This is a genomic window from Streptomyces sp. TRM68416, from assembly GCF_014596915.1.
GTDB lineage: Bacteria > Actinomycetota > Actinomycetes > Streptomycetales > Streptomycetaceae > Streptomyces.
Genome location: NZ_JACVWU010000025.1, coordinates 60,726 through 86,806 on the forward strand (window position 1 = coordinate 60,726; position 26,081 = coordinate 86,806).

General features: G+C 72.3%; 19 protein-coding genes. 8 read left to right on the plus strand and 11 right to left on the minus strand.

Annotation, left to right across the window (positions count from 1 at the left end; all coding sequences use genetic code 11):
* Positions 1-340 precede the first annotated feature (340 nt).
* Together typA and ICC28_RS32290 are read right to left on the minus strand one after the other, a co-directional pair.
* Complete coding sequence (gene typA / locus ICC28_RS32285; protein ID WP_188292331.1) at positions 341-2,257, minus strand: translational GTPase TypA; 1,917 nt, start codon at positions 2,255-2,257, stop codon at positions 341-343.
* 297 nt (positions 2,258-2,554) lie between these two features.
* Entirely contained in the window at positions 2,555-4,774 is a 2,220-nt protein-coding gene (locus ICC28_RS32290; RefSeq protein WP_188292332.1) for an ABC transporter family substrate-binding protein, read from the minus strand.
* Positions 4,775-5,062: 288 nt separating this feature from the next.
* Between ICC28_RS32290 and ICC28_RS32295 the strand changes: the two genes are divergently transcribed.
* The 5 genes from ICC28_RS32295 (at position 5,063) to ICC28_RS32315 (ending at position 10,650) form a co-directional block, all read left to right on the plus strand.
* Positions 5,063-5,353 carry a hypothetical protein gene (locus ICC28_RS32295; RefSeq protein WP_188292333.1) on the plus strand — a complete coding sequence of 97 codons (291 nt, stop codon included), beginning with the start codon at positions 5,063-5,065 and terminating at the stop codon, positions 5,351-5,353.
* An 83-nt stretch (positions 5,354-5,436) separates the two neighbouring features.
* On the plus strand, positions 5,437-6,273 hold the full coding sequence (locus ICC28_RS32300; protein ID WP_188292334.1) for a hypothetical protein: 837 nt from the start codon (positions 5,437-5,439) through the stop codon (positions 6,271-6,273).
* Positions 6,273-8,201, plus strand: a complete 1,929-nt coding sequence (locus tag ICC28_RS32305; RefSeq protein ID WP_188292335.1) for a fumarate reductase/succinate dehydrogenase flavoprotein subunit — start codon at positions 6,273-6,275, stop codon at positions 8,199-8,201. Before ICC28_RS32300 ends, ICC28_RS32305 begins: the two co-directional genes overlap by 1 nt.
* Positions 8,198-9,001, plus strand: coding sequence for a succinate dehydrogenase/fumarate reductase iron-sulfur subunit (locus ICC28_RS32310; RefSeq protein ID WP_188292336.1), 804 nt, complete (start codon positions 8,198-8,200; stop codon positions 8,999-9,001). Before ICC28_RS32305 ends, ICC28_RS32310 begins: the two co-directional genes overlap by 4 nt.
* Before the next feature lie 107 nt (positions 9,002-9,108).
* Positions 9,109-10,650: a hypothetical protein gene (locus ICC28_RS32315; RefSeq protein WP_188292377.1), complete on the plus strand. Its 1,542-nt coding sequence runs from the start codon at positions 9,109-9,111 to the stop codon at positions 10,648-10,650.
* A 131-nt stretch (positions 10,651-10,781) separates the two neighbouring features.
* Here the strand turns inward: ICC28_RS32315 and ICC28_RS32320 are convergent, their stop codons facing one another.
* From ICC28_RS32320 to ICC28_RS32345, 6 genes are all read right to left on the minus strand, one after another.
* Positions 10,782-13,433 carry a SpoIIE family protein phosphatase gene (locus ICC28_RS32320; protein ID WP_317454138.1) on the minus strand — a complete coding sequence of 884 codons (2,652 nt, stop codon included), beginning with the start codon at positions 13,431-13,433 and terminating at the stop codon, positions 10,782-10,784.
* A 259-nt stretch (positions 13,434-13,692) separates the two neighbouring features.
* Entirely contained in the window at positions 13,693-14,151 is a 459-nt protein-coding gene (locus tag ICC28_RS32325; RefSeq protein ID WP_188292338.1) for an ATP-binding protein, read from the minus strand.
* Between the two features lie 107 nt (positions 14,152-14,258).
* The gene (locus tag ICC28_RS32330; RefSeq protein ID WP_188292339.1) at positions 14,259-14,660 is read right to left on the minus strand and encodes a (deoxy)nucleoside triphosphate pyrophosphohydrolase; all 402 of its coding nucleotides are present in this window, start codon (positions 14,658-14,660) and stop codon (positions 14,259-14,261) included.
* A gap of 31 nt (positions 14,661-14,691) precedes the next feature.
* Entirely contained in the window at positions 14,692-14,883 is a 192-nt protein-coding gene (locus tag ICC28_RS32335; RefSeq protein ID WP_188292340.1) for an SPOR domain-containing protein, read from the minus strand.
* A 331-nt stretch (positions 14,884-15,214) separates the two neighbouring features.
* Complete coding sequence (locus ICC28_RS32340) at positions 15,215-15,967, minus strand: GntR family transcriptional regulator (RefSeq protein WP_188292341.1); 753 nt, start codon at positions 15,965-15,967, stop codon at positions 15,215-15,217.
* A 147-nt stretch (positions 15,968-16,114) separates the two neighbouring features.
* Complete coding sequence (locus ICC28_RS32345; protein ID WP_188292342.1) at positions 16,115-17,284, minus strand: DUF4190 domain-containing protein; 1,170 nt, start codon at positions 17,282-17,284, stop codon at positions 16,115-16,117.
* A 102-nt stretch (positions 17,285-17,386) separates the two neighbouring features.
* On the opposite strand from ICC28_RS32345, the gene ICC28_RS32350 reads away from it, so the two are divergent.
* A complete protein-coding gene (locus tag ICC28_RS32350) occupies positions 17,387-18,577 on the plus strand; it encodes a serpin family protein (protein ID WP_188292343.1) in 1,191 nt (396 codons plus the stop codon).
* 98 nt (positions 18,578-18,675) lie between these two features.
* On the opposite strand, the gene ICC28_RS32355 is transcribed toward ICC28_RS32350, so the two are convergent.
* From ICC28_RS32355 to ICC28_RS32365, 3 genes are all read right to left on the minus strand, one after another.
* The gene (locus ICC28_RS32355; protein ID WP_188292344.1) at positions 18,676-20,250 is read right to left on the minus strand and encodes a S8 family peptidase; all 1,575 of its coding nucleotides are present in this window, start codon (positions 20,248-20,250) and stop codon (positions 18,676-18,678) included.
* 340 nt (positions 20,251-20,590) lie between these two features.
* Positions 20,591-21,811 carry a hypothetical protein gene (locus ICC28_RS32360; protein ID WP_188292345.1) on the minus strand — a complete coding sequence of 407 codons (1,221 nt, stop codon included), beginning with the start codon at positions 21,809-21,811 and terminating at the stop codon, positions 20,591-20,593.
* A gap of 203 nt (positions 21,812-22,014) precedes the next feature.
* The gene (locus ICC28_RS32365; RefSeq protein WP_223190081.1) at positions 22,015-23,301 is read right to left on the minus strand and encodes a HesA/MoeB/ThiF family protein; all 1,287 of its coding nucleotides are present in this window, start codon (positions 23,299-23,301) and stop codon (positions 22,015-22,017) included.
* A gap of 268 nt (positions 23,302-23,569) precedes the next feature.
* Between ICC28_RS32365 and ICC28_RS32370 the strand changes: the two genes are divergently transcribed.
* Both ICC28_RS32370 and ICC28_RS32375 read left to right on the plus strand, forming a co-directional pair.
* The gene (locus tag ICC28_RS32370; protein WP_188292346.1) at positions 23,570-24,871 is read left to right on the plus strand and encodes a M14 family zinc carboxypeptidase; all 1,302 of its coding nucleotides are present in this window, start codon (positions 23,570-23,572) and stop codon (positions 24,869-24,871) included.
* A gap of 123 nt (positions 24,872-24,994) precedes the next feature.
* Positions 24,995-26,077 (plus strand): class I SAM-dependent methyltransferase, encoded by a 1,083-nt coding sequence (locus ICC28_RS32375; protein WP_188292347.1) that lies wholly within the window; start codon positions 24,995-24,997, stop codon positions 26,075-26,077.
* Positions 26,078-26,081: the final 4 nt, after the last annotated feature.

The following is a 26,081-nucleotide window of genomic DNA, read 5'->3' on the forward strand; positions in this document are numbered from 1 at the left end:
CTGTGGTTTGGGGGAACTTTCGCCAAATGACTCAACGCGCGTCAAGGGCGGAAGGCATAGGGATCTCCCTATCGAACTTTTTTTGAGCAAAAATTGCAAAGATTGACACCTGGTTGCGCTTGACAGGTGAGAGTAACTTCCGGCCATTCGGACATACCGGGGGATAATTTGGTTTACATGTCCGAAACTCGATCGCTGCCTCACCGATATCCGAACGCCCTCGGCGCGGTTCCCCGAACATGGCCTGAACACGTCCGCACGGGCATCTCCAGGGCACGCCGAGGACCCGGCCCTCCTCTCGGGAAGAACCGGGTCCCCAGCAGGCGCTGTTGAGGCGGTGTCAGCCGTGCTTGGCGCGGCTCGCGGCGCGGGCGCGCTCGCGGGCGTCCAGGTTCACCTTGCGGATGCGAACAGCCTCCGGGGTGACCTCGACGCACTCGTCGTCGCGGCAGAACTCCAGCGACTGCTCCAGGGAGAGCTTGCGCGGCGGGACGATCGACTCGGCCACATCGGCCGTGGACGACCGCATGTTGGTGAGCTTCTTCTCCTTGGTGATGTTGACGTCCATGTCGTCGGAGCGCGAGTTCTCGCCGACGATCATGCCCTCGTACACCTCGGTGCCCGGCTCCACGAAGAGGACGCCGCGCTCCTGGAGGTTCGTCATCGCGAACGCGGTGACGGCGCCGGAGCGGTCGGCGACCAGGGAACCGTTGTTACGGGTCTGCAGGGTGCCGAACCAGGGCTCGAAGCCCTCGTGGATGGAGTGGCCGATGCCGGTGCCGCGGGTCTGGGTCAGGAACTCGGTGCGGAAGCCGATCAGACCGCGGGAGGGCACCACGAACTCCATGCGCACCCAGCCGGAGCCGTGGTTGGACATGTTGTCCATCCGGCCCTTGCGGACGCCCATGAGCTGGGTGACGGCACCCATGTGCTCCTCGGGGACGTCGATGGTCATGCGCTCGACGGGCTCGTACGTCTTGCCGTCGACCTCCTTGGTGACGACCTGGGGCTTGCCGATGGTGAGCTCGAAGCCCTCCCGGCGCATGGTCTCGACCAGGATGGCGAGCGCGAGCTCACCACGGCCCTGGACCTCCCAGGCGTCCGGGCGCTCGGTCTCCAGCACCCGCAGCGAGACGTTGCCGATCAGCTCGCGGTCCAGGCGGTCCTTGACCTGGCGGGCGGTGACCTTGCGGTCCTTCACGGCCGACTTGGCGTCGGCGCCCTTGCCGGTGCCGCCGCGGCCGACCAGCGGCGAGGTGTTGGTGCCGATGGTCATGGAGATCGCGGGCTCGTCCACCGTGATCAGGGGCAGCGCGACCGGGTTCTCCGGGTCGGCCAGCGTCTCGCCGATCATGATGTCCGGGATACCGGCGACGGCGCAGATGTCACCCGGGCCGGCCTTCTCGGCGGGCTTGCGGGTGAGCGCCTCGGTCATCAGCAGCTCGGAGATGCGGACGTTGGAGACGGAGCCGTCGCGCTTCATCCAGGCGACGGTCTGCCCCTTCTTCAGCTCGCCCTGCTGCACGCGCAGCAGCGCGATACGGCCGAGGAAGTTGTCGGCGTCCAGGTTGGTGACGTGGGCCTGGAGCGGGGCGTCCGCGTCGTAGGTCGGGGCCGGGATGTGCTCCAGGATCGTGGAGAAGAACGGCTCCAGGCTGGTGGAGTCGGCGGGCACGGTGCCGTCCGCCGGCTTGGTCAGCGAGGCGACGCCGTCGCGGCCGCAGGCGTAGACGATCGGGAACTCGATCTGGTCCTCGTCCGCGTCCAGGTCGAGGAAGAGGTCGTAGGTCTCGTTGACGACCTCGTCGATACGGGAGTCCGGGCGGTCCGTCTTGTTGATGCACAGGATGACGGGCAGGCGCTGCTGGAGCGCCTTGCGCAGCACGAAGCGGGTCTGGGGCAGCGGGCCCTCGGAGGCGTCCACGAGCAGCACGACACCGTCGACCATCGACAGACCGCGCTCGACCTCGCCGCCGAAGTCGGCGTGGCCGGGGGTGTCGATGATGTTGATCGTGATCGGGTCCCCGCCGTCCTTCGGGTGGTACTTGACCGCCGTGTTCTTGGCGAGGATCGTGATGCCCTTCTCACGCTCCAGGTCGTTCGAGTCCATCATGCGGTCGTCGACGGAGTCGAGCTGGTGGGCGGCGAAGGCACCGGCCTGCTTCAGCATGCCGTCGACGATGGTGGTCTTGCCGTGGTCGACGTGGGCGACGATGGCGACGTTGCGGATGTCGTGACGCGTTGCGGACACAGCCATATTGCGGCGTTCTCCCGGAGTGGTGAGGACGGCTCTCGCGTACGTCTGTGTTACGCGGGCCCTGCCGGGCTGGACACGCCACGGCCTCACCCCATGGTACGGGGCCTACGGGGTGAGGGCGCGCCGGGATACGTTTGGTCTGTTTGGGGTGGGTTTGCGGTGCGCGGGGTGAGTGCGTGGGTGCCCGGTGCCAGGGCCGACGCGGGGTGGGTCGGCTCACCGGCGCCGGCCGGGTGCCGTCGCGCCCACCCGTGCCGCCCCAGCGGCACGACTGCCCGCGGCTGACCGGGCTCGCGGCTACTTCCCGCTCGGCCCCGCCGCCGCCCCCGTGCCCTTCTTCAGGAAGCCCATGTCCTCGTAGACCGGGGTCTGGAAGCCGAAGGCGCCCGCGTTGGCGAGGTTCTTCCTGGCCGCCGTCAGCTGGGGGCGCTGGTAGAGGGGGATGGAGCCGGCGGCGGCCCAGATGCGGGAGTCGGCCTTGCGGATCAGGCCCCTGCTCTCGCTCTCGTTCAGGGTGGAGACCGCCTGGTCGAAGAGCTGGTCGACCTGGTCGGTGCCGACGCGGGTGTAGTTCTGCTCGACGTTCAGGGAGCCGTCCGCCGCGGGGACGGGCTTGGCGTAGATCGGGCGGGCGTCGGTCGCCGGGAAGGCGGAGGCGGGCCAGGAGTAGAGCGCCAGGTCGTACGCGCCGGACGCGACGTGGTCCTTGAAGTAGCTCTCGTCCGACACCTTCGACAGCTGGGTGCGGATGCCGACCCGGTCCAGCATGCGCCGGATGTGTTCGGCCACCGTCCTGAGCGTCTCCGAGCCGGGGCCGGAGGGGAGCACGAAGCGCAGGGTGAGCGGCTTGCCGTCCTTGGCCAGCGCTCCGGCGGCCGCGGCGCCCGCGGGGGCGGCGGTGCCCTTCGGGGCGTACGCGCCGGGCACCCCGCCCTGCACGTGCTTCTTCTCCCGGTCGGCCTCGGCGGGCGCCTTGTCGTCGTCCTGGCCGACGATGTAGGTGCCGTCGTCGCCGCCGGCCGACTCGTCCTCGTTCTTGTCCTTGTCCTTGCCCTCGTCCTTGCCCTCGTCCTCGTCCTTGTCCTCGTCCTTCTTCGACGACTTCTCTCCGGAGGACTTCGACCCCGCCGCCTTCTCGCCCTTCTTCGTCTCCTTCAGCGGCCCCCCGAGCTCCCACCCGGCGTCCGCCAGCAGCGCCCGCGCCTCCGCCGTGTCCTGGCCGCCGAGCGCGCCGCTGTTGTCGGCGTACGCGGCCTGGCCGGCGAGCGCGAGATGGCTGCCGACGGGCTCGGCGGGCAGCCCCAGGGGCTTGAGGACGAGCCCGGCGAGTTCCTCGCGGTCCAGGGCACGGGCGACGGCCCGGCGCACCCGCTCGTCGGCGAGCGGGCCCTCGGCGCCGTTGAGGGCGAGCTGGGTGTAGGCGGGCTCCAGGGACCGGCGGGCCTCGAAGCCCTGGAGGGCCCGCTGCTGGCGCTCGTACTTGCTGATCGCCTTGCGCTGCTTCTTCCGTGCGCTGATCTCCTCGTCCGCGGCGTCCTCGTCGGAGCCGTTGGCCACGGCCCAGGAGCGCAGGGCGTCCGCGGCGGTCACGTCGCTGCCGGGACCGTAGAGCGGGGTGCTCTTGCCCTTGGCCTCGGCGCGGGCGGCGCGGGTGATCCGCTGGACGGTGGCGGGGTCGATCTCGGCCAGGTCGAGTTTCCCGGCGGCCAGCGCGGCGGCCCGCTCGTCGCGCGGAACGGCCCGCAGCACGATCTCGGAGAGCTTGGCCGGGTGGCCCCACCAGCGGGGGTTCCTCGCCAGGGTGATCCTGTCGTCCTTGCGGTCGACCTTCTTCACCTCGAACGGGCCGGCGGTGACCTTGAGCTTGCGGCGGGCGCTGTCGTTGAAGGAGTCCGGGGTGCCCATGACGTCCTTCGGGTACAGCGGCGAGAACAGCGAGCGCCAGTCCGCGTAGGGGCGGCCGAAGGTGACCTTGACCTCCAGGTCGTTGGCGCCGCGTTCGATCTTCTCGATGCGCTCGTAGCCGGCGTTGCGCGCGGTCCAGTAGGCGCTGTCCTTGCCGGACAGGGCGCGCCACTGGGCGGCGAAGTCGGCGGCGCCGATCTCGCGGCCGTCGCTCCAGACGGCCTGCTGGTTGAGCTTGTACAGCACGACCTGCTTGGGCTCGGTCTCGACGACCTTGGCCGACTCCAGGTAGTCGGGGTTGATCTCCGGCCGCCCGGTCTCGTCCAGCCGGTACATGGACGGCAGGACGGCCTGGGCGACGCGGGTGGTGGTGGCGTCGGCGTCCGCCTGGAAGGTGTTCAGGGTCTCCGGTACGGCGTCCACGGCCCAGCGCAGGGTGCCGCCGTCGGCTACGAGGGAGCGGGCGGCGGGTGCGATGTCCTGCTCGGCGAGGGGCTTGCCGGCCTGGTCCTCGGAACCGCAGCCGGCCAATGCGGGCACCGCGAGTGCGCTCGCGGTGAGGAAAACGACCGTACGCATCACCGCGCGCGGTCCGGGGCCGTCGTAGGACATCTCTGCTTACCTCCGGGAGCCGCGGGGCGTTATGATCACTTTTGGCGGTATATGGAGCTGATCACATGTATGCGGCCACTGAAGAGGAAAGGGTTCGGCAACGGGCGGCGACACGGCGACGGACGCCGGGAACCCACCCGTGCGGCGCAACGCACCGCGGGGATGCACCCACGCGCCTCGGCCAATCGGTGCACGTCCCTTCACAGCGACAGGTGTGACGCGCGACACTCGCAGGCGCATGAACGTTGCCGCCCACGGCCGCACGGCCGACGGAAGTGAGGTCACGTCATGTCCGTGAACGACGACCTGACGTCAGTCCAGCGCTGCCTCGACGACCTGCACAGGTCGGTGAGCCGGCTGGAACAGCAACTCGGCACCGGCGGACTGGACATCCGCCGCGTCCGCACCGACTGCGATCACCTGCGCGAGAGCGTGGCCCTGCTGCGTACGGCCGCCGCCGCGTCCGCACCGCAGAAGCGCCCCGATCTCGTGACCATCCCCGACACCCCGTACGACGACTCTCTGTGGATCGACACGGACGACGAGGGTCTCGGCGCCCGGGACCGGCACGCACCCTGAACCCGAACCCGAGAGCCGAAGGCGGACCCGAGCCCGACCCCGCCCCGCCCTCGACCCCGACCTGAACCCGACGGAGTCACACGTTGGCCACTGGTACGGAACCACCCTCCACAGACCCCCATCCCCCGGGCGGCGGCGTACGCGCCGCCACGCGCGCCGCGATCGCCGCCCCGCACCTGCGGACCGACCGCTGGTGGCTGGCGCCGGCCGCCACGGCGGCCGGTCTGCTCGCGTTCGTCGTCTACTCGACCTGGCGGGCCCTCGCGAACGCCGACTACTACGCCGCCCCGTACGTCTCGCCGTTCTACTCCCCCTGCCTGGCGGAGAACTGCGAGCCGATGAAGGCCGGCCCCAACTGGGAGCTGTTCGGCAGCTGGTGGGGCCTGTCCCCCGCGATCATCATCCTGATCTTCCCGCTCGGCTTCCGCCTGACCTGCTACTACTACCGCAAGGCCTACTACCGGGGCTTCTGGGCCTCCCCGCCGGCCTGCGCGGTCGCCGAGCCGCACAAGAAGTACACCGGTGAGACCCGCTTCCCGCTGGTCCTGCAGAACATCCACCGGTACTTCTTCTACGCCGCGGTCCTGGTCGCCGGCATCCTCACCTACGACACCGTGCTCGCCTTCCGCGACGAGGACTACAACTGGGGCCACATGGGCCTCGGCACCCTGGTGTTCCTCGTCAACATCGCGCTGATCTGGGCGTACACGATCTCCTGCCACTCCTGCCGGCACATCGTCGGCGGCAAGCTCAAGCACTTCTCCAAGCATCCCGTGCGGTACAAGGCCTGGCAGTTCGTCGGGAAGCTGAACGCCCGTCACATGCTGCTCGCCTGGGCGTCGTTGGTGAGCGTGGCGCTCGCCGACCTCTACGTCTATCTCGTCGCGTCCGGTGCCTTCGACGATCCGAGGTTGTTCTGATGTCCGTGGTCGACCGCCAGGAGTGGGACGTTGTCGTGGTCGGCGCCGGCGGCGCCGGGCTGCGGGCGGCGATCGAGGCCCGCGAACGCGGTGCCCGTACGGCGGTGATCTGCAAGTCGCTGTTCGGCAAGGCGCACACGGTGATGGCCGAGGGCGGCATCGCGGCCGCGATGGCCAACGCCAACGAGCACGACAACTGGCAGGTCCACTTCCGCGACACCCTGCGCGGCGGGAAGTTCCTCAACCAGTGGCGGATGGCCGAGCTGCACGCGCGGGAGGCCCCGGACCGGGTCTGGGAGCTGGAGACCTGGGGTGCCCTGTTCGATCGCACGAAGGACGGCCGGATCTCCCAGCGCAACTTCGGCGGCCACGAGTACCCGCGCCTGGCCCACGTCGGCGACCGGACCGGCCTCGAACTGATCCGCACGCTCCAGCAGAAGATCGTCTCGCTCCAGCAGCAGGACATGAAGGAGACCGGCGACTACGAGTCCCGCCTGAAGGTCTTCCAGGAGTGCACGGTCACCCGGGTCCTCAAGGACGGCGGCCGGGTCTCCGGTGTCTTCGCCTACGACCGGGAGACCGGCCGTTTCTTCGTCCTGGAAGCGCCCGCCGTGGTGATCGCGACCGGCGGCATCGGCAAGTCCTTCAAGGTGACGTCGAACTCGTGGGAGTACACCGGCGACGGGCACGCGCTGGCGCTGCTGGCCGGGGCGCCCCTGCTGAACATGGAGTTCGTGCAGTTCCATCCGACCGGCATGGTCTGGCCGCCGTCGGTGAAGGGCATCCTCGTCACGGAGTCCGTGCGCGGCGACGGCGGGGTGCTGCGCAACTCCGAGGGCAAGCGGTTCATGTTCGACTACGTCCCGGACGTCTTCAAGGAGAAGTACGCCGAGTCGGAGGAGGAGGGCGACCGCTGGTACGAGGACCCGGACAACAACCGGCGCCCCCCTGAGCTGCTCCCCCGCGACGAGGTGGCCCGCGCGATCAACTCCGAGGTGAAGGCGGGCCGCGGCTCCCCGCACGGCGGGGTCTTCCTCGACGTGTCGACACGGATGCCGGCCGAGGTCATCAGGCGTCGGCTGCCGTCGATGTACCACCAGTTCAAGGAGCTGGCGGACGTCGACATCACCGCCGAGGCGATGGAGGTCGGGCCGACCTGCCACTACGTGATGGGCGGCATCGCGGTCGACTCCGACACGGCGGCGGCGCGCGGGGTGCCGGGCCTGTTCGCGGCCGGTGAGGTGGCCGGCGGCATGCACGGCTCCAACCGGCTCGGCGGCAACTCGCTCTCCGACCTGCTGGTGTTCGGCCGCCGGGCGGGCTGGCACGCGGCCGAGTACACGGCGGCCCTCGCCTTCGAACGGCCCGGGGTCAGCGACGTGGAGGTCGACGCGGCGGCGGCGGAGGCGCTGCGGCCGTTCTCCGCCGAGGGCCCGCAGGACGGGGCGCCGGAGAACCCGTACACCCTGCACCAGGAGCTCCAGCAGACCATGAACGACCTTGTGGGCATCATCCGCCGCGAGGGCGAGATGGCGCACGCCCTGGAGAAGCTGGCCGAGCTGCGGGAGCGGGCGCGGCGGGCGGGGGTCGAGGGGCACCGGCAGTTCAACCCGGGCTGGCATCTGGCCCTCGACCTCAGAAACATGCTGCTGGTCAGCGAGTGCGTGGCGCGGGCGGCCCTGGAGCGCACGGAGTCGCGCGGCGGTCACACCCGCGAGGACCATCCGACGATGGACCGCAAGTGGCGCAACGTCAACCTGCTGTGCGAACTGGTCGACCCGACCGGCGGGTTGGCGGCCACGGACCCGGTACGCGGCCAGATCAACCTCACCCGTGAGACCACCGACCCCATCCGCCCGGACCTGCTCGCCCTCTTCGACAAGGAGGAGCTGGTCAAGTACCTCGCCGAAGAGGAGCTCTACAAGTGAGCAGCTACGAGGCCCGCTTCAAGGTGTGGCGGGGTGACGTCGAGGGCGGCGGCCTGGAGGACTTCGCGGTCGAGGTGAACGACGGCGAGGTCGTCCTGGACATCATCCACCGCCTGCAGGCCACCCAAGCGCCCGATCTCGCCGTCCGCTGGAACTGCAAGGCGGGCAAGTGCGGTTCGTGCTCGGCGGAGATCAACGGGCGGCCCCGGCTGATGTGCATGACGCGCATGTCGGTGTTCACCCGCGAGGAGACGATCACCGTCACTCCGCTGCGAGCCTTCCCGGTGGTCCGGGACCTGGTGACGGACGTCGGCTTCAACTACGACAAGGCGCGCGAGGTCCCGGCGTTCGTGCCGCCGGAGGGGCTGGGGCCGGGCGAGTACCGGATGATGCAGGAGGACGTGGACCGCTCGCAGGAGTTCCGCAAGTGCATCGAGTGCTTCCTGTGCCAGGACACCTGCCATGTGGTGCGCGACCACGAGGAGAACAAGCAGGTGTTCGCCGGGCCGCGCTTCCTGATGCGGGTGGCGGAGCTGGACATGCATCCGCTGGACTCGGCGGCGGAGGCGGGGCTGGACCGCAGGACCACCGCCCAGGACGAGCACGGCCTGGGCTACTGCAACATCACCAAGTGCTGCACGGAGGTCTGCCCCGAGGGCATCAAGATCACCGACAATGCGCTGATCCCCCTGAAGGAACGGGCCGCGGACCGCAAGTACGACCCGCTGGTGTGGCTGGGCGACAAGATCAGGCGACGGCGAGCGGACACCCCGACCGCGCCATCGGGCCCGGGGAGGTGAGCCACACCAGGCCCACGCCCGGTAGGTGAACCGTCGGGCCCGCTCCGGGTCCGCCCCGGTCGCGCTTCGGCATTCCGGCTCATACGCTCCGAAATGTGACGTCATCCATGTTCCGGGGGCGGTCCCGGCGGGTCGGCTGCCCGATATCCGTGGCGGTCGGGCATGCCGTGCTGGGTGTCCTGGCCGCCGTGGTGTGGCTGGTGCTGCCGGCGATGACGTCCGGTGCCGGTGATCCGGTCGCGGTCACCGGCGACGGGCCCGTCGCGAGCGCCGCCGCCCAGGAGGAGCGGGACGGGACGTCGGCCGTCGACCTGGTGGCGCCGCTCGCCGTGGCGGTCGCGGCGGTGGCCGCGGCCGGGTACGGATACCTGCGCCGCACCCGCCGGGCCCGCGCCCGCACGACGCCCGGCGGTGCCCCCGTCCGGGTGCCCGGCCCCTCCCCCGGGGAACTCGACGAACGGGCCGAGGCCCTGCTGGTGGAGGCCGACGACTGGGTGCGCACCAGCCGCGAGGAACTCTCCTTCGCCGAGGCCCGCTCCGGCCCCGAGGCCGTCGCCCCCTACACGCGGGCCGTGCGGGACGCGGCAGCCGAGCTGACGTCCGCCCTGCGGATCCGGCGGCGCTACGACGACGGCGTCCCGCAGGACGACAGCGGCCGCCGGCAGGCGCTCGCGGGGATCGTCGGCCGCTGCGAGGAGGCGGGCCGGCGGCTGGACGCGGAGGCCGCCGGGTTCGACGCGCTGCGCGGCCTGGAGGGGGACACCGGCGAGGCGCTGGCGGTCGCGGAGGCCCGGTTCCGGGAGCTGGCGGGGCGGACGGGCGGCACGGAGGCGACCCTCACGGAGCTCGGCAAGCGGTACGGGACCGGCGCGACCGCCTCCGTGACCGGGTACGTCGAACAGACCAAGGACCGGCTCGTGTTCGCCACCGCCTGCCTCAACCGGGCCCGCCAGAGCGCCGACCGCGGTGAGACGGACCGCGCGATCGGCGCCCTGCGCGCCGCGGAGGGTGCCGTCGCCCAGGCCGCTGTCCTCGTCGACGCCGTCGACCGGCTCGCCGCGGAGCTGGCGGCGGCAGCGGACCTGGTGGCGCCGGTACTGACCGGCGCCGAGGCGGAGATCGCCGGGGCGCGGGAGGCGGGCGCCGGGGTCCTCGCGGGCGCGCTGCCCGCCCGGATCGCGCACGCGGACGCCGCCCTGGCCGCCGTACGGGAAGAGGTGACCGGTGGGCCGTACGACCCGCTGGGTGCGCTGCGGCGGATCCTGACGGGGGTGGCGGGGCTCGCCGAGGGGCGGGCGGGGGCGCTGACGGCCGCCGCGGCGCTGGTCGCCCGGAGTGCCGTGGCCGCCGCGGACGACTGCGTCGCCACGCACCGGGGTGCCGTCGGCGGTCCGGCGCGGATCCTGCTCGCGGAGGCGCGACGGCTGCTCGACGCCCCCGACCTCGCCGACCTGCGGACGGCCGACGCCCTGGCCCTGCGGGCCCGGGACCTCGCCGAACAGGACATACGCCTGCACGGACACCCTCTCTCGGGCGCCGCCCCGACCGGCGTCCTCCTGAAGGGCAGCCGCCCCGCAAGCTTCGGCGGCCCCAGGACCCGCGCCCGCCGAGCCCCGCTCACCGCATCAGAGCCTCCGCCGGATCAGTGAACGCCGGGACGCGGGCCCCGCACGGTGTACGGCGGGAGCCCCTCCCCCACGGAGCGGCCGCCCCGCGGGCTTCGGAGGCGCGCGGCCCCGCGCCCCTTCGGAACAGACTCCGCGCGAGCGCCTCCGCCCCTTCAGAACAGGCTGAGCAGTGCCTCCGCCGGGTCAATGAGGCCCGTTTCCCCGTCGGGGAGCGGTAGTTCGAACCACACCGTCTTGCCGCGCGGGGTGCGGCGGGAGCCCCAGGCGGCGCTGAGGAGGCCGACGAGCTGGAGGCCGCGGCCGCCCTCGTCGGTGTCGCGGGCGCGGCGGCGGCGCGGCTGGACCAGGCCGGAGTCCCAGACCTCGCAGACCAGGGTGCGGTCGAGCAGGAGCCGGAGTCTGATCTCGCCCTCGCCGTACCGCAGGGCGTTCGTCACCAGCTCGCTGACCAGGAGTTCCGTCGTGTCGACGAGGGGTTCCAGGTCCCAGCTGAGCAGCTGTCCGCGCGCGTACTCGCGGGCGCGGCCCACACTGCGCGGCTCGCGCGGCAGCGTCCAGTCGCCGACGGACTCGGCGGGCAGGCCCTGGACGCGGGCCATGAGCAGGGCGATGTCGTCCTCGCCGTGGTGGGTGTCGAGGGTGTTGAGGACGTGGTCGCAGACGTCCTCCAGCGGGCGGGCGGGGTCCGTCAGCGCTCCGACGAAGGCCTGGAGGCCCTCGTCCAGGGGGTGATCGCGGCTTTCGACCAGTCCATCCGTGTAGAGCGCCAACAGTGCACCTTCGGGAAGTTCGACCTCCACCTCCTCGAACGGCTCGCCGCCGACACCGAGCGGCATGCCCGGCGGCACGTCGAGCATCAGCGCGTCCTCACCGGGTTCGACGAGCACGGGCGGCAGATGGCCGGCGTTGGCGAAGGTGCAGCGGCGGGTGACGGAGTCGTAGACGGCGTAGACGCAGGTGGCCAGGTACACCTCGGACAGGTCGGCCTCGCGGGGGCGGCGGGCGGCCCGGGTGGCCTGCTGCACGCCGCCCGGCGCGCCGAGGCCGCGGGCGATCTCGTCCAACGCCGAGAGGACTTCGGCCGGTTCGAGGTCCAGCAGGGCCAGCGTGCGGACGGCGGAGCGCAGTTCGCCCATCGCCACCGCGGCGCGCAGTCCGCGTCCCATCACGTCGCCGACCACCAACGCCGTACGGTGACCCGGCAGTTCGATGACGTCGAACCAGTCGCCGCCCACCTCGCTGGGCCGGTCCGAGGAGGCGTTGCCCGGCAGATAGCGGCAGGCGATGTCCAGGCCGGACGCCACCGGGTCCCCCGGCGGCAGCAGCGACCGCTGCAGTATCAGCGCCCGTTCGTGCTCCCTGCGGTACAGCCGCGCGTTGTCGATGCACACCGCCGCCCGCGCGGCCAGCTCCACGGCCAGGTCCCGGTCCCGGTCCCCGAACGGCTCGCTGCCCTTCGTCCGCGAGAACTGCGCCAGTCCTACGACGGTGTCGTGGGCGACCATCGGCACGGCCAGCGTGGACTGCACCAGGCCGCCGTCCTCGGCCGGCACGGACTGCGGGCGTGCCGTGCGCAGGGCGTCCGCGCAGGGCGAGTTGAAGGGGTAGTGGTGGACCGCGCCGACGGCGACGGGCGCGCCGCCCCCGACGAGGGGCGCGTCGGAGACCGCGCTGGCGAAGGCGACGCGGCGCAGTTCCGCGCTGCCGTCGGCGAGGCCGGGCGGGGTCTCGTCGCCGGCCAGCAGGCCCTGGTAGAGGTCGACCGTGGCCAGGTCGCAGAAGCCGGGGACCACGACGTCGAGCAGTTCGCGGGCCGTGGTCTCCAGGTCCAGGGAGTTGCCGATGCGGGCGCCGGCCTCGTTGAGCAGGGCGAGGTTGCGCCGGGCGGCGGCGGCCTCGCGGGCGGCGGCGCGGCGGGCGGTGATGTCGGTGGCGAGCCAGGCGATGCCGATGGGGCGGCCGGAGCCGCTGTGCACCCGGTAGAGGTTGACCGACCAGTGGCGGCGCTCGGCGGAGTCCGGCAGGAAGCCGGTGACGTGCATGTCCGTGATGGAGTCGCCGGTCTCCAGGACGCGGCGCAGGGTGGCGGTGATCCGTTCCGCCTCGGACCTCGGCAGGTAGTCGTGCACGCCGCGGCCGCGGTGGTCGTCGGGGGTGCCGCCGAACACGTAGGCGAACCGCTGGTTGGCGCGGCGCACCCGCAGGTCGGTGTCGATCAGCAGGAAACCGAAGGGGGATTGGCCGAATATCGCCTGTGAGGCGGCGAGGTCGGTCTCGATGCTGCGCAGGGTGCGCACGTCGACGACGATGCAGACGGCGGCCTTGTCGCCCTCCTCGGTCCGCGTCGGCATGACGTAGACCTCGGCCAGCGCCTCCTCGCCGCGTCCCGTCGGCCCGGGGTCCGGCTTGCGGAAGGGGACGACGCCGGTCCACTCCCGGCCGTCGAGGATCTCGGCCATCTTGCGGTGGCCCTGTTCGCGCCGGTCGGGGTCGATGAACGCCTCGATGGGGTCCATGCCGACGGCGCGCTCGGCCGGGATGCCGAAGAGTTGCTCGGCGCGCAGGCTCCACTGGTCGACGAGCCCATCGGGGCCGATGGAGAAGGACGCGACGCGGATGTAGTCGTAGATGGAGCCGGGTGGGCTGCTCTGCCACATGGCGTCCGCGGACGGCTCGTCGCCGGAGACGGATGCCGTATCACGGGAAGCAGCCGTCGCGTCCGGCGCGGCGGCAGCCGCGGCAGCCGTCCTGGCGCCTTCCGACGGGTCCTCGGACTCCGTGGCCTTCGCTGGTATCTCGCTCACGCGAACCGTCCCCTCCAGCTCACCGCGTCCGGTACCGGTCACCGGCGGCGGCTGCCCGCAGTATCCAGCACTACGGCGCCGCACAACACGGTGTTCACGATCACAGCACGTTCCCGATCGTTTTTGGACCGGACCGCGGAAACACTTCCAGTCTTCTAACCAGCCAACACGCTGTCGAATCACGCTCTCCGACAACCGCCAGTGGCCTGAACCAGCCAGTGGACAGGGTGGGCGGCGGCGTACAGCCGGAGCGGCCGTGTCAGGGCACCGCGAGTTCGAACCAGACCGTCTTGCCGACGGCGCCCGGCCGGGTGCCCCAGCGGTGCGAGGAGTGGGCGACCAGTTGGAGGCCGCGGCCGCTCTCGTCCTCCGGGCGGGGCTCGCGTTCGCGGGGCGGGTCCGGGAGCGGGTCGGAGACCTCCACCAGCAGGAGGTCACCGAGGCGCGCGGGGCGGACGAGGCGCACGCCGACCGGGCCGGTGGCGTGCCGCAGGGCGTTGGTCACGAGCTCACTGACCAGCAGGGTCGCGATGTCGGCGAGGCTGTCGAGGTTCCACTCGCACAGTCGGTCGCGGACGGCTGCGCGGGCGGCACGCACGGCGCCCGGCTCCGCGGGGAAGGTCCACTCGGCACAGTCGCCTTCGGTGTCGATCACGCCGATCACTTCCCGGGCCACAAGCCCACGAACTGTCCTTTTTCGTGGGGTTAATGGGCACATACCCGATATCGGCGGGGCAGTACCGTCCGGGTGGACGCACTGTGGCACGTATGGCGCACGAGGGGGCGCCCAGGACCCTGCGGCCCGTCGGCCCGGAGGCGCGGGCGCTACGGGCGTTGCGCGGCGAGCACCTCGCGGACCGCCGGCACGTCCTGGTCGAGCCAGTCCACGGACCAGATCTCGTCCGGCGTCAGCCAGCGCAGTTCGTCGTGGTCCTCAAGGGGTTCGGGGGCGGCCGAGCCGGGGCGGAGGCGGGCGGACCAGACCTGGAGGACGTAGGGCGGCCTGAGCGGCCATTCGCCCGGGATCCGCTCCCCCGCCTCCGCGTCCACGCCGAGCTCCTCGCGCAGTTCCCGGACGAGGGCCGCCCTGGGCTCCTCGCCCGGTTCCACCTTGCCGCCGGGCAGTTCCCAGCGGCCGGCCAGTTCGGCGGGGGCGCTGCGGCGGGCGGCGAGCAGGCGTCCGTCCGCGAGGAGGGCCGCTCCCACCACCACGATCCGTTCCGTCATGCGCCGGAGCCTACGGGACCCGGCGGCGGTCTCAGTTCGCGGTCGCCGTGCCGTTCGCGCCGATCTTCTCTACCCAGTACAGCTGCTTGTGGCCGCGGCTGTCGAGGCTGTCGGCGATCTTCTGGGCCTCGGACCGTGTCGCGTAGCGGCCCACGCGGTAGCGGTTGCCGTTGTCGTCCTGCCGTATGACGAGCCAGGGGAGAGTGATCGTGCCGTCGCTCATCGCGCCCCGCCTCTCCTGGCCGCCCCGGCTCGCACCGGGCCCGTCCGCGGCCCGTGCCGTACCCCGCCCGCTAAGGAAACCGCAATCCGCATATGCCCGAGCGTACGCCTAACCTTCACGCAGCGAACACGGCTTTGCACAAAGAGGTACGCAACCGGCCAGTACGCAGGGGGCGCACGACGTCGAATGCGCCGTCGACGGACCCCGACGGACGCGGTCAGCGGCATGGTGCACACATTGGCGGCGACCTGCGAGAACGGCCAGATTCCAACGCCTGCGGACGGGGGGTCCGTTGGGAGGGGGACGGGGGCAACTCCCGGAACTGTGTGCGCTACTTCACCGGCAGGTGGTACGACGCCCGGTAGCGGTCCGCCGGGATCACCACGTCCGCCGTCTCGACCGGGCGGCCCGAGGCGTAGTAGGTGCGCTGGATGACGAGGACGACATGGCCGGGGACCCCGCCGAGGGCGAGGAGTTCCTCGGCCAGGCCGGGGCGGGCGCCGACCTCCTCGGTGACGTTGTCCACGATGACGTCGATGGCGCGCATCCGCTCGACGACGCCCATGCCGCCCAGCGGGCCCTCCTCGGGGAGCATCACGGGGGTGCGGCCGGTGACGGCGAGCGGTTCCCAGGAGGTGGAGAGCATCATCGCCTCCCCGGCCTCGCGGAAGAGGTACCGGGTGCACATCACGCGGTCGCCGGGCCGGATGCCGAGCCGCTCGGCGACCGCCCCGCCGGCCTCCGCCTGCTCGCTGCTGGACTCCCAGGTGCCGCGCACCTCGCCGTCGGCCTGCTCCTGACGGAACGGCGTGGCTCCGCCGGAGGGCCGGAATCCGGAGCGGGAGATCCGGCGGGGCACCGGCCGCTCGCGCACGTACGTCCCCGAGCCGGAGCGGCCCTCGACCAGGCCCTCGGCCATCAGCACCTTGCGCGCCTCCAGGGCGACGGTGTCCGAGACGCCGTACTCCTCGCGGATCCTGGCCTGGGAGGGGAGGCGGGTGTGCGGTGGCAGCGAACCGTCGACGATCTTCTTGCGGAGATCACCCGCGACGCGCAGGTACGCCGGCTGCTCACCGAATGTCACTGGCCGCTCCCATCAGGTTGTACAGACAGCAACAGCCTGGCAACCGTGGGTTCCGTGATGCAAGCAAAGGCCAAAGAATCACTCGATGTGATGACTTATGCCCCGAGGGGGCTTTACGCAGGCGGTTTCTCCCCGCTATGGCCGCCCTCACACATCGAGTTCGCCGCCGCCCGCCCCCGGGGCGCCGCCCTCCTCGTAGTCTTCGTACGACGGCACCGTGGTGGCCAGTCCCAGAGCCTTGCGCGCGGTGACGGTCGTCCGGCCGTCGACGAACGCGTAGCCGCTCTCGTAGTGCTCGTAGAACGTGTCCACGTCGTCGGTGGCGGCGGCCTTCGCCCAGGCCTTCCGGGCGTCGTCCATGTCCGCGACCAGGTCGGCGACGGGCTGCTCCGCCGCCTTCGGCCAGGTGTGCTCGCGCAGCTCCGCGATCTGCTCGCCGAGGACCTCCTCGACGTCGCCCGCCCAGGCCCGGCTGCCCGCCAGGTCGTCCTCGGGATAGTCCTCCGGCTCCTCGAAGAGCACGTCGTCCACGGCGTTGAGCGCCTTCAGCAAGGCGAGCTGATCCGCGTCGAGCGTCGTCGCGTCGGTGCGCAGCGAGCCGTCGAGGGTGGCGCCCTTCTCGGCGCTCGCGAACACGCAGGTGACCTCACGGTCGCCCAACCGCCAGGCCGAGCCGGTCGGGTAGAGGTAGTACACGCCCACCTCCTCCGGCACCGCCCAGTAGTCCAGCGCATACGCCGACGCGAGCGCGTCGCACCGCTTCTCGGCGGTCCGCGTCACCTCGTCCTCGCCCGGGTACGTTCCGCCGGGCAGTTCGACCACGCCGAAGACCTCGCCGTCGTGCCGGCCGGCGCAGGGCACCTCGTCGACGTCGGGCGGGGCGCCGTCGCGGAACCCGGACGGCGCGTCGAAGCAGTCGCCCTTGGCGAGCGCGTACGTGGCGTCGCTCTCGAAGTTCTTGAGGTCGTCCCAGGCCTCGCCGAGGGCCCCGGTGGACAGCGACACCGTCCACAGTGCGAGCCCGACGGCCGACAGCACGGACCCGGCCACGGCCATCCCCTTGCCGCGCTCGCCCTTCCGCCCGATCTGCCGCAGCGCGATCAGACCGAGGACGAGTCCGACGGCCGGCAGGAAGCAGAGGATGCCGAGGACCAGGGCGGCGATGGCGACCCCGTTGACGGGCGCGGGGCGGCCGTAGCCGTAGGGGAAGTGGTGCCCGTACGGGCCCTGGGGGTAAGGGCCTTGAGGTCCCGGAGGTCCGTAGGGCCCCTGGGGTCCTTGCGGCTGTTGGGGGCCTGGGGGCGGAGGGATGGACACGAGTACCGTGCTCCTGTTTCGGGCGGCGGTGCCGGGACGAGGCAGAACAGACGTACGACTGGACGCACCGCGCATGGTAAGCGTGGGGCGGGCGGGGGCGGAATGCGGGTTACAAACGTGACAGTCCGGGCGGTGAACGCGCTGACCGCGCGGTGGGCCGGTACGGCGGAGAGCGGCACGGTCTTCTCCGCGGCGGGGGTCTGGCCCCTGCTGGCGTTCCTCGCGGACGGCGCGGACGGCGCAGCGCGGGCCGAGCTGGCGGACGCGGTCGGGATGCCCGCGGACGAGGCGGCGGCCGCCGCGCGGGGGCTGCTGGCGGGCCTGGACGCGATGCCCGGTGTGGACAGCGCCCTCGGCCTGTGGACCAAGCGCACGCTGGAGCTGCGCGAGGAGTGGGAGGCGGGGCTGCCGGCGGAGGCGCACGGGGTCCTCACCGGTGACCCGGCCGCCGACCAGGAGGCCCTCGACGCCTGGGCCGCGAAGCGGACGGGCGGTCTGATCGAGCGGATGCCGGCGAAGGTCACGGACGACACCGAGCTGCTGCTGGCCAACGCGCTGTCGCTGCGCACGCGGTGGCTGCGCCCCTTCCGGGAGACACCGTGGCAGCCGGAGGGCGGGCCGTGGGACGGGCGCGTGCTGCTGGGGCTGCGGCGACAGAGCGCGCTGCTGGACCGGATCGGGGTGGCCGACACCCCGGACGGGCATGTCACCGAGCTGAAGGTGCACGGGTCCGACGGGATCGACGTCCGTCTCCTGCTCGGCGAGGAGGGCATGACGGCCGGGCAGGTGCTGGGGGCGGGCGTGGGCCTGCTGTCGGACCGGTCGGCGGTCGTGCCCGGTACGCGGTTGCCGTACGGGGAGGTCGGGCCCGGTGTGCGGGTGGTGAAGGAGCGTGCGACGACGCCCCGGCCGCCCACCCTGGAGGTCTGCACCCCCGCGTACGAGGTGCGGTCCGACCATGACCTGCGGAAGCGGCACGAGCTGTTCGGCCTCACGACGGCCCGGACCCGCGTCCCCGGCCACTTCCCCGGTGTGAGCGCGTTCCCGCTGTACGTCGCCGGGGCGCGACAGACCGCTCTGGCCCGCTTCGGCGCGCTGGGCTTCGAGGCCGCGGCGGTGACGGCCCTCTCCCTCGCCGGGACCGGCATCCCCGAGCTGCGCTGGATCGTGACGACGGTCGAGGCCGCCTTCGACCGCCCGTTCGCCTTCCTGGCCGTACACCGCCCCTCACGGCTGGTCCTGGCGGCGGGGTGGGTGACGGATCCGGCGCCCTTTCCCGAGGCAGAGTGGTAGGCCGAGGGGCGCGGGGAACCGCACAACCCCGGCAGCCGCCCGACAGCCCGGCCCTCCGGACTGTCGGGCGCCCGCTCTCTACCTGCTCAGTCGCCGCGTCAGAACTGCAGCGCCCAGGAGTCGATCCGTCCGGTGTCCAGCCGTGCGTTGTCGCTGACCCGGAGCTTCCATGTGCCGTTGGCCGTCTCGGAGGAGGCGTTCACCGTGTACGTGGTGTTGATGTTGTCCGAACTGCCGCCGGTGCCGTAGCCCTTGAGGGTGTAGGCCGACCCGTCGGGGGCGATCAGCTGGACCTGGAGGTCACCGATGTACGTGTGGATGATGTTGACCTCGACCGCCAGCGCGGAGGGCGCGTTGCCGGCGACGCCGGACACCGTCACCGGGGACTCGACCGTGGAGTTGTCGTTGATCGGGTAGTCGGCGGTGTTCTCGAAGCGCGGTCCGGGCGGGGTGGGGGTACCGCCGCCGACGTACAGCAGCCGGTTGGGCGAGCCGCTGCCCGGGCTGGTGACGACGTTGGGGGTGGCCGCCGTGGTCAGCGCCGTGGAGACCTGCGCGGGCGTGGCCGTGGGGTTCTCGGCCAGGTAGAGCGCGGCGGCGCCGGCCGCGTGCGGGGCCGCCATGGACGTACCGGAGATGGTGTTGGTGGCGGAGTCGCTCGTGTTCCAGGCCGAGGTGATCGAGGAGCCCGGCGCGAACAGGTCGAGGACGGTGCCGTAGTTGGAGTAGCTGGCCTTCGCGTCCGACGAGGTCGTGGCGCCGACCGTGATGGCCTCCGTCACGCGTGCGGGGGACCTGGTCGAGGCGTTGGTGGACTCGTTGCCCGCCGCGACGGCGAAGGTGACGCCGGAGGCGATGGCGTTGCGTACGGCGGTGTCGATCGCGGTGTCGGCGCCGCCGCCGAGGGACATGTTGGCGACGGCCGGCTTCACCGCGTTGCGGGCGACCCAGTCGATGCCGGCGACGACCTGCGCGGTGGTGCCGGAGCCGGAGTTGTTCAGCACCCGGACGCCGACAATCCGTGCCTTCTTGGCGACGCCGTAGGAACCGCCGGCGACCGTGCCGGCGACGTGCGTGCCGTGGCCGTGGCCGTCCTGGGCGGTGTTGTCGTTGTCGACGGCGTCGTAGCCGTAGGAGGCACGGCCGCCGAAGTCGCCGTGGCTGATGCGGACGCCGGTGTCGATGACGTACGCCGTGACACCGCTGCCGGCCGAGTCCGGGTAGGTGTAGGAGCGGTCGAGCGGAAGGTTGCGCTGGTCGACCCGGTCCAGGCCCCAGGAGGGCGGGCTGGGCTGGGTCGCGGCGATGCTGAAGGTGCGGTTCTGCACGACGGAGGCGACGGCCGGGTCGGCGGCGAACTTCTTCGCCTCGGCCGCGGAGGCCTCGACCGCGTAGCCGTTGAGCGCCTTCTGGTAGGTGCGCTCGATGTCGGCCCCGTACTTCCGGGCGAGCGCGCGGCCCTCGGCCGAAGCGGCGCGGGCCGCCTCCGGCTTGAGGGTCACGATGTAGCTGTCGGCCACGGCGTTCGCCGCGCCCGCGTACTGGACCCGGCCGTCGCCGGCGGCCGGGGCGGCACCTGCGGGGAGGGCGGAGACGAGGCCCGCGGTGAGTACCGCGGTGGCCGTCGCGCTGATCGCTGCCAGTCTTCGCCGGGTGGGACGCATCACTGCCATCTGAGGGGTCCTCCTCAATCGGTGGTGCGCTGGTGGGGGGTGGTGCAGGCACGACGAAGTCCACCCTCGGGTGGACGTGATCATGTCAAATCCGAGGGCGCTTGCTGTGCGGACTCTGTGTGCCAGCCGAAAGATTGAGGCCTGCACAGGAATTGCACAAGGGCCCTGCGTGACAGAGGCCCTTCGTGCGACGGTTGTTTTCGGCCGACAGCCAAGCGGACCCGGCGCATTCGGCTACGGTTCGGCAGCGCCCCAAAGGGGCCCGGGGCCGCGTCTGTCAGCGGTTCCGCCGTGGGGCGCTCGACCAGCCACAGCGAGCCCGCGGGCGAACAACAACACATCACCGCACGCCTCGGCGCGTGCGCCACCACGTGCGCAGCCACAGGGCGTTGACTCCGCCCAGGGCGATCAGTACCGCGGCCGCGTCGGCGTTGGCGGTGAGGCTGTGGTCGGGGCCCAGGCTCCGGGCCGCGCGGACCAGCAGGGCGATGTCGAGGGGCAGGGTGACGGCGGCCATGAAGGTCAGGCAGGCCGCCGTTCCGGCCACGAGGACGACGCTGTAGAGGCGTACGGCCCGGCGCTCGTGCGGTGGCAGCCCGGCGCTCGGGTCGCCGGCCCCGGCGGTCCGGCGCGGGCGCGTCACGCGCCGGAACAGGTGACGGGCGTACGCGAGGCCGTCGCCGTAGAGGTTCCGGCAGCCGGTGAGGTCCTGGAGGACGAAGTACAGGTCGGTGCGCGTGAACACCATGAACTGGAAGGGCACCGGCAGCAGGGTCAGCAGCAGGGCCGCCGCGAGCAGGCGGTGGGCCGTCGGCCCGGGGTCCGTCAGGGCGAGGACCAGGACCAGGCAGGAGGCGACGGAGAGGTTGAGGGCGATTCCGGCCAGATAGGCCGTCAGGCGGTGGCGGCGGGGCGCGAGTTCGATGCCGCTGATGTCGGTCTGCATGACGAGGAACTGCAGCCGGGTGCCGAGGCTCATTCTCGCCGGCACGCCCACGGCGCGGGCCGTGACCAGGTGCGCCAGCTCATGGGCCAGCAGCAGCGTCCATCCGGCCGCGGCCCCGCCGGCCAGGACCAGGCTGCCGTGCGGGCTCCACAGCATGTCGCGGTAGCCGGGGAGCAGGTCGGGGCGGTGGAACAGGGCGACGACGGCCGCCGTCAGCAGTGCCCCGACGAGCAGCGGAAGGACCGGGTGCAGGGCGAACCGGACGTGGCGGGGGCGCAGCCACGGCAGTGAGGCGCGCGGCGGTTCGGCGTCCGGGACCGGGCGGTCCCCGATCCGCGCCACGAACCCCAGGGCGGTGAGGTCCCTGACGAAGTCCGCGATCTCGAACTCCTCGCCGGTCTCCTCGCGCAGTGTCTGCTCCGTGCGGGCCACGCTCCGCCCCTCGCCCAGGAGTTCCACCGCGCGTGCGCCGGCCTGCGGCAGGGCGACGAAGGTCCGGGTGGCCATGCGGCCCACGATCCACTCGTCCCGGTCCCGCCGCACCGCGAGGTCGTGCAGCAGGACGCGGGCCGAGGGCTCGATCCGGGGCCGGTCCTCCGCCGCCGTGTCCGTCACGTCCGCTCCCCCCGCTCCGCGTTCACCGCCGACTGCACTCCTCCCGCCCCGGACTCACCACCGGCTCCGCTCCCCGCCCCGCGTTCACCACCGGCCGCTCCCCGCTCCGGATTCACCGCCGACTCCGTCCCCCCACTCCAGGCTCACCACCGGTTCCACCCCCCGCCCCAGGCTCACCAGCGGCTCCACTCCCCGCCCCGGATTCACCACCGGCTCCACTCCTCGCCCCGGACACCACCAGCTCCACTCCCCGCCCCGGGCTCACCAGCGGCTCCACCCCCCGCCCCAGGCTCACCACCAGCCCCACTCCCCGCCCCCGCGCCACCACCGACTCCGCTCCCCCGCCCCGTGTTCAGCGCCGGCTCCGTTCCGCAGGCGGGGCAGTCGGGGCGTTGGGCCGTGCGTTGCATGAGCGGGTCGCCGGGCGTCATGAGGTTCAGTCCGAAGCGGCATCCCGGGTCCACCGGCGGAACCCCGCACAGCAGCATGAGCGCGGCGTGGGCCAGCAGGCTGCCGGACAGGCCCGCGGTCACGGCGTTCACCGGGTTCCACGGCATACGGGGGGAGGCGGCGTCCTCGTCCTGGCCGGGCCCGAGCCGCAGATCGCGGCGCTCGATCTCGGCGCTGCGCAGGCACTCCCAGCACGCGCCCCGGCCGGGCGCGAAGACCCCGACGCTCACCAGGGGCCCGCGATAGCCCGCTTCGGCCCATGGCGTGCCGGTGGCCAGGCAGACCTGGTTGGCCCAGCGGCGGATCACCGGCGGGCGGTCGGCGCCCAGCAGGAGTACGTCGTACGGCCCTCCGCCGGCCAGCAGGTCCTCCAGGTCCGCCGGCCCCCGCACCTCGCGGCGCTCCCCCGTGACCGTCGTGTCCGAGTTCAGCGCCCGTAACGCGGCCAGCGCCGCGTCGGCCTTCGGCGTACCGAGGTCGTGCTCGCGGAAGAGGGTCTGCCGGTTGAGGTTGGACAGTTCCACGACGTCCGGTTCCACGAGGTGCAGCCGCCCCACTCCGGAGGCCACCAGGTCCCGGGCTGCGGCCCCGCCGGTGCCGCCCACCCCCACCAGCAGGACCCGGGCGCGGCGCAGCCGCAGCTGCGGCTCCCAGGGGTTCTCCCGCGGCCGGAGGTCCATCCAGCGCAGCAGCGCCATGCCCCGGCCGTAGCGCTCGCGTTCCCGCTCGGACAGCTCCGGCGGCGGTACGGCGCCGGCGTCCTCCACGTATCCGGCCTCGGTGAGGTCCGTCATCGCCTGGACGATGTCCGGTGCCGGCAGCGGCAGTTCGCCGTGGCGGCGGGACACCTCGGCGACGACGTCCGCGGCGCTGCGGGTGCCGTCCATGGCCTCGACCAGCGTCCACACCCAGCCGTCGGGGTCCTTGACCTCGGCGCCGATGCCGTGGACGACGCTCCCGATCCGTACGTTCCCGTCCACCGTCCGGTAGGCCCGGTGCTCCGGCTTGATCCGAGGCCGCCGCATCGCGTGCAACGTCATCTTCGCGCCAATCTCGTCAGCCCCAACTGCCCCTGCCACAACCGACATTGACAACAGTGACCCGATCAACGAACTCTTGCAAGGGCACGGAAAATCACCGCACGCCACAGCCACCTTCAGGAGGACAGGGCATGCCGAACAAGATCGAGATCCGTCCGCTGGACAAGAAGGAGACCACCGGCGACAGCGGTGGCAACGGCGGCTCCTGACCGGCCGCGAGCGACACCTGTGAAGGACCTCGAGTGACGCGAGTGAAGGACCGCGAGTGATGGACCGCTATCCCACGGTCGCGGACGTCACCGAGTCGGCGCGGCGGCTGGTCTCCCGGTTTCCGGGGGCCGGCCGCCTGCGCCGGATCGGGACGTCGCGCGCGGGCCGTCCGATCCTGATGCTGTCCGTGGGGCACGGGCCTCGCCACGTCCTGGTGGTCGCCGGGCCGCACTCCGACGAGCCGGTCGGCGGCGCGACCGCGCTGGCGCTGGCGGAGCGGGTGGCCCGGGGCGAGGGTCGGTCCCCGGCGACCGACCCCTCCCGCGTCACCTGGAACCTGATCCTGTGTCTGGATCCGGACGGTGCCACGCTGAGCGAGGGCATCGAGGAGGCGACGGCCGGCCCCGACCACGCCCTGGAGCGGTACTACCGCGCCGCCTTCCGCCCGGTCGCCGCCGAACAGCCGGAGTGGGCACCGATCGAGTCACGGCAACTCCCGGAGAGCCAGGCCCTGTTCGACGTGATCGACGAGCTGCGGCCGTTCCTCCAGTGCTCCCTGCACAGCGTCGACGCGGGCGGCAGCTGGGTCCAGTTGACCCGCGCGCTGCCCGGACTCGCCGCCCCCTTCCAGGAGTCCGCCGCGGCCCTCGGCATCCCGGTCCAGCACGGCACCTACGACGCCCTGTACTGGGAGAACCCGAGCCCCGGCATCCACGTCCTGCCCCCGCCGGACGCGACCGCCCGTCTGGCGGCCGGCTCCGAGAACATCGGCCGGTCCACCTGGTGCGCGCCGATGCGGTACGACGGTGTCACCGCGATCGTCGAAGTGCCGCTGTGGGCCACCGACCTGGCCGAGGACCTGTCTCCGCACCCGGAGGCCGCCGGGGCCCTGCGCGACCTGTCCGCACTGGTGCGCGAGGGCGGGCGCCAGGTGACGGCCGTCCTCGACAAGGCGCGCGGCTTCCTGCCCCCGCCCCAGGAGTCCCCGCCCAGGCGGGTGCTGGAGTGGATGGCCGACGACCTCTACGACCTGGTCGCCGACTCCTGGGAACCCCTCGCCCGCCGGGCCGCCACCCCCGAGGGCGCACACCTCCTGACGACAGCGCACATCAGCGCCCTCGACGTCGTGGCCCGGCGCCAGCCGCTGCGCGCCGCGGGCCTGCTGCTGCGGCTCCTCGCGGCGGCGGACGACCCGGCCGCCCCGGCCCTGCACCGCGAACTCGACGACCTCTTCCTCACCTGGTGCGAAGACTTCGAGAAGGCCCTGCGCCTGCGCTGGGTGCCCGTGGAACAGCAGGTGGCGCATCAGGCGCGCACGGTGGTGGCCGCCGCCGAGAGCGCGCTGACGACCGTGGGGTGACCCCGTACGCCGAGGCGGAGCGGACGTCTCCGATCCGTAAGAGTCAACGCGACATTTCGGACGTACGGTGACAGTGGACACCGGTCCCCCGCGGTGTCAGCCGCCCCGGCGGAAGGAGCGACCATGTCCACCCTCGACACACGGCAGCCCGCCCCGGACACGGCAAGGCAGGAGGCCTTCGCGGGCGAGGTGCTCGACGTCCTGAACAAGAGCGCGCTCGCCCTGCTGACCAGCGTCGGCCACCAGTGCGGCCTGTTCGACAGGCTGGCCGAACTCCCGCCCTCGACCAGCGCCGAGATCGCCGAGGCCGCGGATCTGGACGAGCGGTACGTCCGCGAGTGGCTGGGCGGCATGGTCGTCGGCGGGTTCCTGCAGTACGACCCGGAGCGGCGGACGTACGCCCTGCCCCCGGAGTACGCCGCCTGTCTGACGACCGCCGCCGGCCCCGACAACCTGGCCGGGATGATGCCGTACATCGGCCTCATGGGCGAGGTCGAGCAGCAGGTGGTGCGGTGCTTCCGGGAGGGCGGCGGCGTGCCGTACTCGGCCTATCCGCGCTTCCAGTCCCTCCAGGCCGAGGAGACCGCCCGGGTGTACGACCTGGCGCTCGTGGACACGGTCGTACCGCTGGTTCCCGGGCTCGTCGAACGGCTGGGGAAGGGCATCGACGTCCTCGACGTGGGCACCGGGCAGGGGCACGCTCCGCTCGTCCTGGCACGGGCGTTCCCCGCCAGCCGCTTCCACGGTCTGGACCGGTCCGAGGAAGGCATCGCGACCGCCCGCGCCGAGGCGGCCCGCGCCGGGCTCGGCAACCTCCACTACACGGTCTCCGACTCGACGCGGATCACCGGCGAGTACGACGTCATCACCGCCTTCGACGTGATCCACGACCTGGCACAGCCCGCCGAGACGCTCGCGGCGATCGCCAGGGCCCTGCGCCCCGGCGGCACGTTCCTCATGGGTGACATCGCCGCCTCCAGCAGGCTGGAGGAGAACATCGGGCACCCCTTCGGTCCCTCGCTCTACGCGTTCTCCGTCTTCTACTGCATGACGACCTCGCTCAGCACCGGCGGCGCCGGCCTGGGCACGGTGTGGGGCCGGGAGACGGCGGAGCGGATGCTCCGGGAGGCCGGGTTCACGAACGTCGACATCAAGTCGGTGGAGGGCGACCCGTTCAACGCCTACTACCTCGCGACCGGGCCCTGACGGC

What these genes read in the sequence shown, in the direction of transcription:
- ICC28_RS32330 (WP_188292339.1), bottom strand. Translation starts at nt 14,660, where the DNA reads ATGACGGAACGGATCGTGGTGGTGGGAGCGGCCCTCCTCGCGGACGGA.
- ICC28_RS32315 (WP_188292377.1), top strand. Translation starts at nt 9,109, where the DNA reads ATGTTCCGGGGGCGGTCCCGGCGGGTCGGCTGCCCGATATCCGTGGCG.
- ICC28_RS32365 (WP_223190081.1), bottom strand. Translation starts at nt 23,301, where the DNA reads ATGACGTTGCACGCGATGCGGCGGCCTCGGATCAAGCCGGAGCACCGG.
- ICC28_RS32335 (WP_188292340.1), bottom strand. Translation starts at nt 14,883, where the DNA reads ATGAGCGACGGCACGATCACTCTCCCCTGGCTCGTCATACGGCAGGAC.
- ICC28_RS32290 (WP_188292332.1), bottom strand. Translation starts at nt 4,774, where the DNA reads ATGTCCTACGACGGCCCCGGACCGCGCGCGGTGATGCGTACGGTCGTT.
- typA (WP_188292331.1), bottom strand. Translation starts at nt 2,257, where the DNA reads ATGGCTGTGTCCGCAACGCGTCACGACATCCGCAACGTCGCCATCGTC.
- ICC28_RS32350 (WP_188292343.1), top strand. Translation starts at nt 17,387, where the DNA reads ATGCGGGTTACAAACGTGACAGTCCGGGCGGTGAACGCGCTGACCGCG.
- ICC28_RS32355 (WP_188292344.1), bottom strand. Translation starts at nt 20,250, where the DNA reads ATGGCAGTGATGCGTCCCACCCGGCGAAGACTGGCAGCGATCAGCGCG.
- ICC28_RS32325 (WP_188292338.1), bottom strand. Translation starts at nt 14,151, where the DNA reads ATGTGCCCATTAACCCCACGAAAAAGGACAGTTCGTGGGCTTGTGGCC.
- ICC28_RS32305 (WP_188292335.1), top strand. Translation starts at nt 6,273, where the DNA reads ATGTCCGTGGTCGACCGCCAGGAGTGGGACGTTGTCGTGGTCGGCGCC.
- ICC28_RS32370 (WP_188292346.1), top strand. Translation starts at nt 23,570, where the DNA reads ATGGACCGCTATCCCACGGTCGCGGACGTCACCGAGTCGGCGCGGCGG.
- ICC28_RS32375 (WP_188292347.1), top strand. Translation starts at nt 24,995, where the DNA reads ATGTCCACCCTCGACACACGGCAGCCCGCCCCGGACACGGCAAGGCAG.
- ICC28_RS32295 (WP_188292333.1), top strand. Translation starts at nt 5,063, where the DNA reads ATGTCCGTGAACGACGACCTGACGTCAGTCCAGCGCTGCCTCGACGAC.